Here is a 12,612-nt window from a genome sequence, read left to right on the forward strand (position 1 = left end):
ATCACTCTGGCAGGCCTTTTTTGTGGGGCGTTCTAAAGTTGTTGAAGCAGTGGTTTACACGCGCTCAAAAATCGCTGCGATGCCTTGGCCACCGCCAATGCACATGGTCACCAGTGCGTAGCGGCCACCAGTGCGGTGCAGTTCGTAAATTGCCTTGGTGGTGATGATGGCACCTGTTGCACCGACGGGGTGACCCAGCGAGATACCGGAGCCGTTGGGGTTGACCTTGGCAGGGTCCATGCCCAGCTCTTGAATCACGGCGCAGGCCTGGGCGGCGAAGGCTTCATTGGCTTCGATTACGTCCATGTCTTGAATCTTCAGGCCGGTGCGGGCCAGCACCTTTTGCGTGGCTGGCACAGGGCCAATGCCCATGTATGCAGGCTCCACGCCTGCGTGGGCGTAACCCACTAAACGGGCCAGAGGTTTGGCACCCGAAGACTTGAGAGCTTGCTCACTCATCATCAGCACGGCGGCTGCGCCGTCGTTGATGCCGGAGGCGTTGCCTGCGGTGACTGTGCCGCCTTCCTTCTTGAACGCGGGCTTCATGCCAGCCAGCGTTTCCAGGGTGGTGGCTGCTCGCACATGCTCGTCGGTATCAAACAGCACCACGCCCTTGCGGGTGGCGATTTCGATGGGAACGATTTGTTCCTTGAAGCGACCGGCTTCAATGGCTGCTGCAGCGCGTTGCTGGCTGAGGACGGCCAGTTCGTCTTGCATGCTGCGGCTGATGTTGTAGCGCTCGGCCACGTTTTCAGCGGTGATGCCCATGTGCATTTTTTGCCATGGGTCATGCAAGATGCCCAGCATGTAGTCGATGCTCTTGGCGTCGCCCATGCGTGCGCCCCAGCGTGCAGACATGTCGAAATAGGGGCCGCGGCTCATGGATTCGGAGCCAGCGCCAATGGCCACTTCACAGTCACCTAAAGCAATGGATTGCGCAGCCGAGACGATGGCTTGCAGACCTGAGCCGCAAAGGCGGTTGACGTTGTAGGCCGGGGTTTCAATGGAGCAGCCTGCATCCACCGCGGCGACGCGCGAGAGGTAGGCGTCTTTGGTGTCCGTAGGGATGACGTTGCCCATCACAACATGGCCCACGGTGCTGGCATCAATGCCAGCGCGCTCAATGGCGGCTTTCACTACGGTGGTGGCTAGTTGTGCGTTAGAAACGTCTTTGAGGCCGCCGCCAAAAGTGCCAATGGCTGTGCGTGCTGCGCTGACGATAAAGGTGTCTCGTGTGTTCATGTTTTTGTCTCCGCCATTGCGAGAGCAAAGGCTATTTATGCGTGAATCATTTTTGAGTGAATGCTTGCTAAGTTCATCACTCTACTGCCCATTTTGCAGCAAATGCTGCAGCGCAGCAGTCCCATAGTTGACGTTCTCAGTCAAAAAAGGAAACGGTTTTGACAAGAGAATTTTTTCGCATTGTTTCTCTTTCCCTCATGCTTTGCTTCGGCGCTTGTGCGTTGGTGAGATGGGTGCGTGAGGCGCAGCAGGCAGATCCGCCTGCGCACTGGCCAAATCGTCGAGGATGGGGCAATCAGGCCTGTCATCTCCATGGCAGCAATGCACCAGTGTATGCAGCGTGCGTTGCATGGACTGCATGGCGGCAATACGCTCGGCCAGTGCAGCAATGTGTTTTTGCGCAATTGTTTTGACCTGACTGCTGGCGCGGCTCTGGTTTTGCCACAGGCCCAGGAGGGTGGCGATCTCATCCATCGAAAAGCCTAAATCTCGCCCGCGGCGGATGAAGCGCAGCGCGTGCACATCGGCCTCGGAGTACTGGCGATAGCCGCTATCGGTGCGGTGCACAGGAGCGAGTAAACCGAGCGATTCGTAGTGCCGCACCATGCGTGCAGACACCCCAGCGCGGCGCGAGGCTTCGCCGATGGCGACAGGCCCGTTTTGAGCGGCTTGGGCTGCTGGTGAGTGGCTAGGCATGGCTTCCTCTCAAAAAACGCGCCAGCGGCCTTGTGATCATGTGCATGAGGCGCTGGCGCTGTGGTGCAGTCGTTCCGTCAGTAGGTGAGTTGGCTTAGGCGACTTCGTAGCCTTCTTCGGCAATGGCCGCTTGCAGTGCATCGCGGCTGGCGCTGCTGTTGACTTCGACGCGATTGGCGGCGCGATCAATCTTGATTTGGGCCTGGGCATCGACGCCCTGAATGGCGTTGGTGACCGCACGTTCGCAGTGGCCGCAGGTCATGCCTTGAACTTCAAAAACTTGTTGCATGGATTCGTTCCTTTCGAGAGTGAAGCCACCCGGCGGGTGAGCTTTATGTCGCAATGCTCGACCCTAACATCATGAGAAGGTCAAGAGACTTGCAAAACATGCGCACAGAGAGGGTTGATTAGTCGCAAAGCATGCCGATAAGAAGGAGTCATATTGAAGATAGCCATGAGGCCGTCTTTTTGTTGAAGGCTTATTGTTTTGACAATTTGAAACAATTGAGCGACTGCTGGTGTAAAAAGCTGAGCGTTAAAAAATTAAGAGGGATTCATGAATTTGCTGGAAATCATGCGGGGCTTCACGATCCGCACACGTATGTTGGGCGCTATTGGCGTGGTGATGGTGCTGCTGGGGTTGCTAGGCGGGGCCGGCATCTTAGGCATGTCGCGCATACAAGATATAAGCCAGGATTTTCGAGACAATGCCTTCGCTAAATCGGGTCATATGGCGCAGCTGCGCATAGAGCTGGGCGGTATGCGCCTTAGTGAAAAAGACATGGTTATTCAGTACGAGAAGCCTGATCAAGTGCAAAAGGCTTATCAAGAGTGGAACGTGTTTATTGATCAAGCCAAGCTCACCTTGGGCAAGTTTGTGAGCGATCAAAACACTGAAGATGCGCAGCTGGCCAAAGAAATCATTGAGCGTATAGACAACTATCGCAAGCTGTTCGAGCCAGTGGCCCGCCAGTTGGAGGCGGGTGGCTATGACTCGGCAACGACAGCGAACCGCACAAGCACCAAGGCTTTGGCTGAAGCCGCAGAGGCCAATAAGTTACTGCTCAAACTCGACGGTTTGCTGCGTCAGCAGTCGGATGCCTTGGCTGAGGCAGAGCGTAGAGTCGCTGCGCAAACCCGCTGGCTGTTTATGGCAGCCGTGGTGCTGGCTTTGGTGGTGGTGATTCCGCTGACCTTGCTGAACATGCAGTCCATCTGCCAGCCGCTGGAAAGCGCGCGCCAAATGGCGTTGACGATTGCTGGTGGTGATCTCTCGCGCAAGACGCATGTCAGTGGCAAAGATGAGTTGAAAGACTTGCAGCAAGCGCTCGATGAAATGCAGCAATCGCTGAGCAGTACGGTGGCGCAGGTGCGCGACGCTAGCAGCAACATTGCGACGGCCAGCCAAGAAATTGCCATGGGCAACCAAGACCTGTCTGCACGCACAGAGCAAACGGCGAGTAATTTGCAAGAAACAGTGGCTTCTTTAGCCCAGTTGACGGCAACGGTGCAGCAGACCGCATCGTCGTCACAAATGGCCAATCAACTGGCTACTTCCGCATCATCAAATGCCGTGCAAGGTGGCCATATCGTGGGCCAAGCTGTGAACAGCATGCAGGAAATTTCGGGCTCCAGTCGCAAGATCAGCGACATCATTGGGTTGATTGATTCCATCGCCTTCCAGACCAATATCCTGGCCTTGAATGCTGCGGTTGAAGCAGCCCGTGCGGGCGAGCAAGGCCGTGGTTTTGCCGTGGTGGCGTCTGAGGTGCGCAGCCTTGCCAAGCGCTCGGCGGAGGCGGCCAATGAGATCAAGACACTAATCAACACCAGCGTGCAGACGGTGGATGTGGGAGCTCGCCAAGTTGAGAGTGCAGGCAAGGCCATGCAAGACACGGTGGACAGCGTCAAACGTGTGGGCGACATCATTGGTGAGATCACTGCGGCATCTAGCGAGCAGTCTTTGGGTATCAACCAAGTCAATCAAGCCGTGGGCGATATCGACCGTATGACCCAGCAAAATGCGGCGCTGGTGGAAGAGTCTGCAGCCGCTGCTCAATCGCTGCGCGAGCAGGCCGCCAGACTGGCGGAGCTGGTCAGCCAGTTTCACTTAGCGGGTGGTTCTCAGCAATCAACGCCGGCGGGCTTTGGCTATCCGGGGCTTGCACCTGCAATGGCTTCCGTTAGAAAGCCGACTTTGTCTGCGCAAAGAACCCAGCAGTTTGAGAATGCATAAGCGATCAATCAAGCGCTAAAAAAAGCCCGGTTGCAGTGATGCACCGGGCTTTTTACTTTTAATTTAGTAGCTATAAGTCCAATGAATTAAAGGACTAGCGGCCATTTTTAATGAGACTTAGGACTGAGGTGCATTGGGGTAGTCGGTATAGCCTTCAGCGCCGCCACCGTAAAAACGCTGGCTGTCCCAGTCACTGAGTGGCAGGTTGGCTTGCAGGCGGTGCACCAGATCGGGGTTGGAGATATAGGCTTTGCCAAAGGCCACTACATCGGCGTAGCCGCTTTCTACAGCCTGCATTGCTGACTGGCGGTCATAGCCGTTGTTCACCATCCATACGCCCTTGCCGCCAGCGATGCGGTAGGTTTGCTTGAGTGCGTGATAGTCAAAGGGGCGATCAGCCAGCTCGCGTGGGCCGCCTGTTGATCCTTCAATGACATGGATGTAAGACAGACCCAGTGGTGCGAGTTGGCGCACCAAATGCTCAAACAAGGCTTGCGGGTTTTCGTCCGTGATGTCGTTGGCAGGGGTGACAGGGGAGATGCGAATGCCGACCTTGCCGCCGCCAATAGCATCGACCACAGAGCGCATGCATTCCAGTACCAGACGGCAGCGGTTTTCAATGCTGCCGCCGTAATCATCAGTGCGGTGATTGCTGCTGGTTCTGAGGAACTGGTCCAGCAGATAGCCGTTGGCGGAATGCAGTTCCACGCCATCAAAACCGGCCGATTTAACGGCTTCAACCGCAGCAACGGTAAAACTGTGAACGATGCCGGGCAGCTCTTGAGACTTCAGTGCGCGCGGTGCGGAAGTAGGGTGGAATTTGCCTTCTCCGGTCTTGGGGTCGATCACATAAGTCTTGGACTGTGCGGTCAAGGCGGACGGCGCCACAGGAGCTTGATTGCCGGGCTGCAGCGAGGTGTGAGAGATACGCCCCACATGCCACAGCTGGGTGACTATGCGCCCGCCTTTGGCGTGCACGGCATTGGTCACTTTTTTCCAAGCCTGCAACTGCTCTTGGCCATACAGTCCAGGCACGTCGGAGTAACCCTGAGCCTGCGCACTAATGGCTGTGCCTTCGCTGATGAGCATGCCTGCTGAGGCACGCTGTGCGTAATAGGTTTGCATCAGTGGCGTAGGTATCGCATGTGGCGCCCGGTTGCGCGTCAGCGGCGCCATGGCAACGCGATTGGGCAGGCGCAGACTACCGGCTTCAATGGGGTCAAACAAAGAGGACATGTATAGCTCCAGATGAAAAAAGCCCAATAAAAAAGCCCGATGGATCAACGAGCTTTTTTTGGGTGAATAGGTGCTGAAAACTTACTTAATCAGGCCTTCGGCCTTCATGGTCGCTTGCACAGAAGGGCGAGCCAGAATGCTCTCGCGGTAGGCAGCAAGATGCTCTAGGCTGGAAATATCCAGACCCACAAATTGCGCCCATCCCGTCACCGTGAACAGATAGGCATCGGCCACGGTGAACTGATCGCCCATCAAGAATGACTTGTTGGACAACTCTTCATTGACCCAAGTAAGGCGCTTGAGCACATTGGCGCGCACGGTTGCTTTGTGCTCTTCGGATGTTTCTGGGTTGAACAGGGGGCTGAAGCCCTTGTGTACTTCAGTACTGATGAAGTTCAGCCACTCCTGCAAGTGGTACCGGGCCATGGTGCCATTGGCGGGCGCCAGGTTCTTTTCAGGGGCCAGATCGGCGAGGTATTGAACGATGGCCGGGCCTTCGTGCAAGGTGTCGCCGTTATCTAGCACCAGAAAGGGCACATAGCCCAAAGGATTGATGCTGTAGTAGTCCGTGCCGTCTTGCAGCTTGTGGGTCTTGGTGCTGACCAAAACGGTCTCATGCGGCAGGCCTGTTTCATGCAGCACGATGTGCGGGGACATTGAGCAGGCGGCGGGACTGTAGTAAAGCTTCATGGTGAGGGGCTCTCTATGCAATGAAAAGACAAGCAGCCATGCTAAACCGGTTGTGTCTTGCCTGCACGTCTCATGCGTTTTGTTTCACGTGAAACACAGACCTCAACCCCTGCTAAGGCAGTGTTGCGCCAATGGTGGGAAAATTGCGGGTTCCCCGCAGGGCACGGCATGAGACAAACACATGTCTGCCTGCCATGAGAGCCGAGGCATGGTTGCTTCGTGCAGGGGTAAGGGCCGGGTGAGGCCCGGAGCAAGAATATGTTGTACCCACAGGAATTTGATGTGATCGTGGTCGGTGGCGGCCATGCCGGCACCGAGGCTGCGCTGGCCGCTGCGCGTATGGGCAGCAAAACTTTGCTGCTGACCCACAATATCGAAACCTTGGGGCAGATGAGCTGTAACCCCAGCATCGGCGGTATTGGCAAAGGCCATTTGGTCAAAGAGCTTGACGCGCTGGGTGGCGCTATGGCGCTGGCCACGGACAAGGGCGGGATTCAGTTCCGTATCTTGAATAGCTCCAAAGGTCCTGCGGTGCGTGCCACCCGTGCTCAGGCCGACCGTATTTTGTACAAAGCTGCCATCCGTGAAATGTTGGAGAACCAGCCTAACCTTTGGCTGTTCCAGCAAGCGGTTGACGATTTAATGGTTGAGGGCGACCGAGTGGTTGGCGCTGTGACGCAAGTCGGTATCCAGTTCCGCAGCCGCACCGTGGTGCTGACGGCCGGTACTTTCCTCGACGGCAAGATTCATGTGGGCTTGAATAACTACGCGGCTGGCCGCGCGGGTGACCCGCCTGCCGTCTCGCTGTCGGCTCGCTTGAAAGAGCTAAAGCTGCCGCAAGGCCGCCTCAAAACGGGTACGCCGCCTCGCATTGATGGTCGCTCCATCGACTTTAGCCAGTGTGATGAGCAGCCCGGTGATGGCATGCCCGGCGGCGTGAACGAGGGCGAGGTGCCCGTGTTCAGCTTCATGGGCAACCGAGCCATGCATCCCAAGCAAATGCCTTGCTGGATTACGCACACCAATGCGCGCACCCACGAGATCATTCGCAGCGGCTTTGATCGCAGCCCTATGTTCACTGGCAAGATTGAGGGCGTGGGCCCGCGTTACTGCCCCAGCGTGGAAGACAAGATCAATCGCTTTGCCGATAAGGAAAGCCACCAGATTTTCCTAGAGCCCGAAGGCCTGACCACCAACGAGTTCTACCCCAACGGTATCTCGACCAGCTTGCCATTCGACATTCAGTACGATCTGGTGCGTAGCATGAAGGGCATGGAGAATGCGCACATCCTGCGCCCCGGTTATGCCATCGAGTACGACTACTTTGATCCGCGCTCGCTTAAGAGTACGTTTGAGACCAAGCAAATCCAAGGCTTGTTCTTTGCTGGCCAGATCAACGGTACCACTGGCTACGAAGAGGCCGCAGCACAAGGCTTGTTTGCTGGTCTGAACGCTGCATTGCAATGCCGTGGTGAAGGCCCATGGACCCCTGGACGCGATGAAGCCTATTTGGGCGTGCTGGTCGATGACCTGATTACCAAGGGTGTAAACGAGCCTTACCGCATGTTTACCAGCCGTGCAGAGTTCAGACTGCAACTGCGTGAAGACAATGCCGATATGCGCCTGACGGAGGTCGGCCGCAAGATGGGCTTGGTGGATGATGCCCGCTGGGAGTCCTTCAGCCGCAAACGCGAAGCTGTTTCACGTGAAACAGAGCGCCTCAAATCCACATGGGTGAATCCTCGTGTGGTGTCAGTCGAAGAGGCCGAGCGCGTGCTGGGAAAGGCCATGGAGCGTGAATACAACCTGTTCGATCTGCTGCGCCGCCCCGGTGTTGATTACACCAAGCTGGCCAGCATGAACGAAGGCAAGTATGCATCTGCCGATGTTCAACCCGAAGTGCTGGGTGAGTTGAGTGCCGCGGTGATCGAGCAGGTGGAGATTGTTGCCAAGTACTCCGGCTATATCGACCGTCAAAAAGATGAGGTCGAGCGTGCGGCGCATTTTGAGCGCCTGCGTTTGCCAGCGGACTTTGACTATATGTCGGTCGCGGCCCTGTCTTTTGAGGTTCGCCAGACCCTGCAAAAGCATCGTCCTGAAACCTTGGGTCAGGCTTCCCGCATGTCGGGTATGACACCTGCAGCAATCTCGCTGTTAATAGTTCATCTGAAAAAAGGCGGCGTCAAAGGCTTTGCCGCTAAGAACGAAGAGGCATCGGCATGAGTCAGGTATTGCGCACTCAACTCGAACAAGGTACTCAGGCATTGAAGCTGGAGCTGTCTCCGGCGCAGGTCGATCTGCTCATGTCCTTTATGGATTTGCTGCAGAAGTGGAACAAGGTCTACAACTTGACCTCGGTTCGTGACCCGCAGGAAATGCTGACGCATCACCTGCTCGACAGTCTGGCGGCTGTACCCGCTTTGTTGCGCCACGTGAATACGCTGCCGGTAGAAGAGGGCAAGCGCCTGCCTTTGCTGGATGTGGGCTCTGGCGGTGGTTTGCCCGGCGTGGTGTTTGCTATCTGCTGCCCGAAAGTTGATGTGAACTGTGTGGACACCGTGGGCAAGAAGGCGGCCTTTATTCAGCAGGTCGCTGTATCGCTGCGCCTGCCCAATCTGCACGGTATTCATGACCGGGTGGAAAATCTCAAGGCCCAGTACCCCGTCATCAGTTGCCGCGCCTTTGCATCGCTGGTGGACTTTACGACTTGGTCGCGCAAAGCGCTGGCGGACGGCGGTATCTGGTTCGCCATGAAGGCCAAGCACCCTGAAGAAGAGATGGCTGCTCTGCCTGCGGATGTGCAAGTGTTTCACGTGGAACCTTTACAAGTTCCCGGCTTGGATGTTGAGCGCTGCGTGATCTGGATGAATCTGAAGTGATTCCCTGAGGCGCTTTGCGCCTCCCCCTCACTCTCTTTGGGGTGAGGGGGGACACCCTTGCAGCAAGCCGGCCCTTGCTCGGTGTCTTTGGCCAGCACAGGCCAGAAATTAGTTTTTTACATACTCAGTCAAGCAACATCTGTGCAATGCAGGTGCGTTAGTCACAGCCCTCGCATAAACTTGTTGTTTTGCATCGCGCAGGGTTTGTGTGTTTGGCGTCTCTTATGACGGTACTTTATCGTAGCGATTCATACCAAACCTTGCCGTGCTTTAAGTGGCTGGATAAAACAGCCAGAGTGTTTCTGATCGGTTTGGGCCTCAAGCTGGCCGCCAATTAAAAAGAGAAGTTCAATGGCCAAAATTTTCTGCGTTGCCAATCAAAAGGGTGGGGTGGGTAAGACCACCACCACGGTCAACCTCGCCGCAGGCTTGGCCAAAATTGGTCAACGTGTGCTGCTGATTGATTTGGATCCTCAGGGCAATGCCACCATGGGTTCGGGCGTGGACAAGCGTGCTCTGGAGCTGACGGTTTACGACGTGCTGCTGGAAAACGCCAGCATCAAGGAAGTTGCTATCCAATCCGAGCAGGTTGGCTACGACGTGCTGGGTGCGAACCGCGAGTTGTCGGGGGCTGAGATTGAACTGGTGTCGCTGGAGCGCCGCAATGATCGTTTGAAGACCGCGCTGCAAAGCGTGAGCGGCGACTATGACTTTGTGCTGATCGATTGCCCACCTTCGCTATCCATGTTGACTTTGAACGGTCTGTGCTCCGCTCACGGCGTGATCGTGCCCATGCAGTGCGAATACTTTGCACTGGAAGGTTTGACCGATCTGGTGAACACCATCAAACAAGTACACGCGAACATGAATCCTGATCTGGAGATCATCGGTTTGCTGCGCGTGATGTTTGACCCGCGCACCACGCTGCAGCAGCAGGTCAGTGACCAGCTCAAGGAGCACTTTGGCGACAAGGTGTTCGATACCGTGATTCCACGCAATGTGCGTCTGGCCGAGGCACCGAGCTACGGTTTGCCCGGTGTGGTGTTTGATGCCTCAGCCAAGGGCAGCAAGGCGTTTATCGAGTTTGCTGAAGAAATGGTGCGTCGCATCAAAAAGAAGTAATGTTTCACGTGAAACAGCACTCAACTCCATATCAATCAAGCGCTTGTAGCTATGACTTCTGAAGCAATCAAGCCGCAGGATGTCTGGCTGCTGCCTGGTTGGCAAAACTCAGATGCAGATCACTGGCAAAGCCTGTGGCAAGAGCAATTTGGCTTTCAAAGGCTGGAGCAGCACAACTGGCTTCACCCGCTGCGCGGTGATTGGAGTATTCGCTTGCAAGAGACGGTGCTCGATGCTCCTGGCTCCGTCACGCTGGTGGCGCATAGCTTAGCTTGTGTGCTGGTGGCATGGTGGGCTGCACATTCGCAGGTCGCCAAGAGCAAGGTGCGCGGTGTTTTGTTGGTCGCTCCCGCTGATACAGAGCAAGAAAGCCTGCGCGGCGCGCTGCCAAGCTGGGCGCCTGTGTTGCTGCAACAGCTTCCCTTCCCATCAATACTGGTGGCTAGCGAGAACGACCCATATTGCTCTTTAGCACGCGCGCAGACCATGGCCGAGGGCTGGGGTAGTCGCTTTGTGAATGCGGGCGCTGTGGGCCATATCAACACCACCAGTGGCTTAGGCCTCTGGGATGACGGCCTTGCGCTGCTCAAGACCCTTTAAGGAAAGATTTCAGCAATGGTGACAAAGAAACCCAAGGGTCTAGGACGTGGTCTGGAGGCATTACTTGGCCCCAAGGTCAGCGAAAAAGAAGTAGCCGCTGCGAACAGTACGCCTGCGAATCTGCCAAGTTCGTTGGCATTGAGTGTGATGGTGGCAGGCCAATACCAGCCGCGCACGCGCATGGATGAAGGCGCTTTGTATGAGCTGGCCGAGAGCATCAAGGTGCAGGGCATCATGCAGCCGATTTTGGTGCGCCAACTCACTAAGGGCGAGAACTCGGGCAAGTACGAAATCATTGCCGGTGAGCGGCGCTTTCGCGCCGCGCATATTGCTGGTCTAGCAGAAGTACCTGTTCTGGTTCGCGAAGTACCCGATGAAGCCGCCGCCGCCATGGCGCTGATCGAGAATATTCAGCGCGAAGACCTGAATCCGCTGGAAGAGGCTCAGGGCTTGGCTCGCTTGGTTAAAGAGTTTGGCCTGACCCATGAGCAAACGGCGCAGGCCGTGGGCCGCTCGCGCAGCGCTGCCTCGAATTTGCTGCGCCTGTTGAACCTGGCTGAACCCGTGCAGACCATGTTGATGGCTGGTGATATCGACATGGGCCACGCTCGTGCTCTGTTGACGTTAGACCGTGCCACGCAAATCACAGCGGGCAATCAGATCGCTGCCAAGAAGATGTCGGTGCGCGAGGCCGAAGCGCTGGTCAAAAAGATTGGCGCTGAGTTCAATCTCACGCGTCAGAAGGCCAAGAAAGACGGTAAATCTCGCGATGTGAAGCGCATCGAAGAAGAGCTGTCCGATCTGCTGACGGCCGATGTGGAAGTGCGCATCAAGAAGACGGTGCGTCGCCAAGGAAAGCTGCATGAAATGGGTGAAATTGCCATTCAGTTTGGCTCACTCGAAGAGCTCAATGGCATCATTGAAAAGCTGCGCGGTGAAGTCTGATTGAAGCTTGAAAAATAAAAAAAGAGCATCCTCACGGATGCTCTTTTGCATTCAGCGCCCGCGTTTCAACTGTTGTAGCCGGGTTCGATTTTGTCCAGTTTGCGCAGCAGTGCAGGCCATGCAAACTGACCGCCAAGTCCACCAGTTTGCACCTTCATTGCATGGGCTACGCCTTCAATGATTTGGGGATGAACCTGCGTCAATTCACCGCCGCCGGACTGTGCCGAAATTTGAATTTGGCAGGCTGACTCAAACACGTACATCGAGAGAAACGCATCGGCAATCGTGGCGCCGCAGGTCAGCAAGCCGTGGTTGCGCAGCATCAGAAAATTGGCGCCGCCCATGTCTGCCACCAGCCTTGGCTTTTCCTCTTCGCGGAAGGCCACGCCTTCATAGCCGTGATAGGCCAGCGAGCCCAGCACAAACGTGCTTTGCTGACTAATGGGTAGCAAACCATTCTTCTGCGCTGCCACCGCTACGCCAGCACGTGTGTGGGTGTGAATCACGCATTGCGCATCGGCCCGTGCTTCATGCACGGCGCTGTGAATGACGAAGCCGGCAGGGTTCACGGGAAAGGGTGATTCCATGAGCTTGTTACAGCCCAGATCTACCTTGATGAGTGATGAGGCCGTGATCTCATCAAACATCAGTCCGTAAGGATTGATAAGAAAGTGGTGCTCAGGCCCCGGCAGCCTGGCGCTGATATGGGTGAAGACCAGATCGCTCCAACCGTACAGCGCCACCAGCCGGTAGCAGGCCGCGAGGTCCACGCGCAGCTGCCATTCCTCGGGGCTAACCAGATACTGCAAGCTGGGTATGTTCAGGCTGGGGGTGTATGTCACGACGACTCTCCTTCATTGCTGATGCTTTGAATGTAGAGATTCGCTGCGTCACAGTCTGTTGGCTAGGTGACAGATGGCTGCATATAAAAAAGGAGCTTGCAGTGCAAGCTCCTTATAGCTTTCA

Annotated in this window: 12 protein-coding genes; 6 read left to right on the forward strand and 6 right to left on the reverse strand. The window is 56.0% G+C overall.

What is annotated here, in order from left to right:
- Positions 1-54: 54 nt before the first annotated feature.
- From KUF54_RS11800 to KUF54_RS11810, 3 genes are all read right to left on the reverse strand, one after another.
- Positions 55-1,242: an acetyl-CoA C-acyltransferase family protein gene (locus tag KUF54_RS11800; protein WP_219343012.1), complete on the reverse strand. Its 1,188-nt coding sequence runs from the start codon at positions 1,240-1,242 to the stop codon at positions 55-57.
- 195 nt (positions 1,243-1,437) lie between these two features.
- Positions 1,438-1,938, reverse strand: coding sequence for a Cu(I)-responsive transcriptional regulator (gene cueR / locus KUF54_RS11805; protein WP_219343013.1), 501 nt, complete (start codon positions 1,936-1,938; stop codon positions 1,438-1,440).
- Between the two features lie 94 nt (positions 1,939-2,032).
- Positions 2,033-2,227 (reverse strand): heavy-metal-associated domain-containing protein, encoded by a 195-nt coding sequence (locus tag KUF54_RS11810; protein ID WP_219343014.1) that lies wholly within the window; start codon positions 2,225-2,227, stop codon positions 2,033-2,035.
- Positions 2,228-2,494: 267 nt separating this feature from the next.
- On the opposite strand from KUF54_RS11810, the gene KUF54_RS11815 reads away from it, so the two are divergent.
- A complete protein-coding gene (locus KUF54_RS11815; RefSeq protein ID WP_219343015.1) occupies positions 2,495-4,174 on the forward strand; it encodes a methyl-accepting chemotaxis protein in 1,680 nt (559 codons plus the stop codon).
- 117 nt (positions 4,175-4,291) lie between these two features.
- Here KUF54_RS11815 and KUF54_RS11820 read toward each other — a convergent pair whose 3' ends face one another.
- Positions 4,292-5,410 carry an alkene reductase gene (locus tag KUF54_RS11820; protein WP_219343016.1) on the reverse strand — a complete coding sequence of 373 codons (1,119 nt, stop codon included), beginning with the start codon at positions 5,408-5,410 and terminating at the stop codon, positions 4,292-4,294.
- Positions 5,411-5,491: 81 nt separating this feature from the next.
- On the reverse strand, positions 5,492-6,100 hold the full coding sequence (gene gstA, locus KUF54_RS11825) for a glutathione transferase GstA (protein WP_219343017.1): 609 nt from the start codon (positions 6,098-6,100) through the stop codon (positions 5,492-5,494).
- 258 nt (positions 6,101-6,358) lie between these two features.
- Between gstA and mnmG the strand changes: the two genes are divergently transcribed.
- The 5 genes from mnmG (at position 6,359) to KUF54_RS11850 (ending at position 11,646) form a co-directional block, all read left to right on the forward strand.
- Positions 6,359-8,323 (forward strand): tRNA uridine-5-carboxymethylaminomethyl(34) synthesis enzyme MnmG, encoded by a 1,965-nt coding sequence (gene mnmG, locus KUF54_RS11830; protein ID WP_219343018.1) that lies wholly within the window; start codon positions 6,359-6,361, stop codon positions 8,321-8,323.
- Positions 8,320-8,979 (forward strand): 16S rRNA (guanine(527)-N(7))-methyltransferase RsmG, encoded by a 660-nt coding sequence (gene rsmG / locus KUF54_RS11835; RefSeq protein ID WP_219343019.1) that lies wholly within the window; start codon positions 8,320-8,322, stop codon positions 8,977-8,979. The genes mnmG and rsmG overlap by 4 nt, the downstream gene beginning before the upstream one ends.
- A gap of 351 nt (positions 8,980-9,330) precedes the next feature.
- A complete protein-coding gene (locus tag KUF54_RS11840; RefSeq protein ID WP_219343020.1) occupies positions 9,331-10,101 on the forward strand; it encodes a ParA family protein in 771 nt (256 codons plus the stop codon).
- A 51-nt stretch (positions 10,102-10,152) separates the two neighbouring features.
- A complete protein-coding gene (locus tag KUF54_RS11845; protein WP_219343021.1) occupies positions 10,153-10,701 on the forward strand; it encodes an alpha/beta hydrolase in 549 nt (182 codons plus the stop codon).
- 15 nt (positions 10,702-10,716) lie between these two features.
- Positions 10,717-11,646 carry a ParB/RepB/Spo0J family partition protein gene (locus KUF54_RS11850; RefSeq protein WP_219343022.1) on the forward strand — a complete coding sequence of 310 codons (930 nt, stop codon included), beginning with the start codon at positions 10,717-10,719 and terminating at the stop codon, positions 11,644-11,646.
- 65 nt (positions 11,647-11,711) lie between these two features.
- On the opposite strand, the gene KUF54_RS11855 is transcribed toward KUF54_RS11850, so the two are convergent.
- Positions 11,712-12,488 carry a class II aldolase/adducin family protein gene (locus KUF54_RS11855; RefSeq protein WP_219343023.1) on the reverse strand — a complete coding sequence of 259 codons (777 nt, stop codon included), beginning with the start codon at positions 12,486-12,488 and terminating at the stop codon, positions 11,712-11,714.
- Positions 12,489-12,612 lie beyond the last annotated feature (124 nt).

Source organism: Comamonas sp. Y33R10-2, assembly GCF_019355935.1.
Lineage (GTDB): Bacteria > Pseudomonadota > Gammaproteobacteria > Burkholderiales > Burkholderiaceae_C > Comamonas.

Bases quoted from the DNA above. Each gene is read 5' to 3' on its own strand.
- KUF54_RS11800 (WP_219343012.1), bottom strand. From the start codon at position 1,242: ATGAACACACGAGACACCTTTATCGTCAGCGCAGCACGCACAGCCATT.
- cueR (WP_219343013.1), bottom strand. From the start codon at position 1,938: ATGCCTAGCCACTCACCAGCAGCCCAAGCCGCTCAAAACGGGCCTGTC.
- KUF54_RS11810 (WP_219343014.1), bottom strand. From the start codon at position 2,227: ATGCAACAAGTTTTTGAAGTTCAAGGCATGACCTGCGGCCACTGCGAA.
- KUF54_RS11815 (WP_219343015.1), top strand. From the start codon at position 2,495: ATGAATTTGCTGGAAATCATGCGGGGCTTCACGATCCGCACACGTATG.
- KUF54_RS11820 (WP_219343016.1), bottom strand. From the start codon at position 5,410: ATGTCCTCTTTGTTTGACCCCATTGAAGCCGGTAGTCTGCGCCTGCCC.
- gstA (WP_219343017.1), bottom strand. From the start codon at position 6,100: ATGAAGCTTTACTACAGTCCCGCCGCCTGCTCAATGTCCCCGCACATC.
- mnmG (WP_219343018.1), top strand. From the start codon at position 6,359: ATGTTGTACCCACAGGAATTTGATGTGATCGTGGTCGGTGGCGGCCAT.
- rsmG (WP_219343019.1), top strand. From the start codon at position 8,320: ATGAGTCAGGTATTGCGCACTCAACTCGAACAAGGTACTCAGGCATTG.
- KUF54_RS11840 (WP_219343020.1), top strand. From the start codon at position 9,331: ATGGCCAAAATTTTCTGCGTTGCCAATCAAAAGGGTGGGGTGGGTAAG.
- KUF54_RS11845 (WP_219343021.1), top strand. From the start codon at position 10,153: ATGACTTCTGAAGCAATCAAGCCGCAGGATGTCTGGCTGCTGCCTGGT.
- KUF54_RS11850 (WP_219343022.1), top strand. From the start codon at position 10,717: ATGGTGACAAAGAAACCCAAGGGTCTAGGACGTGGTCTGGAGGCATTA.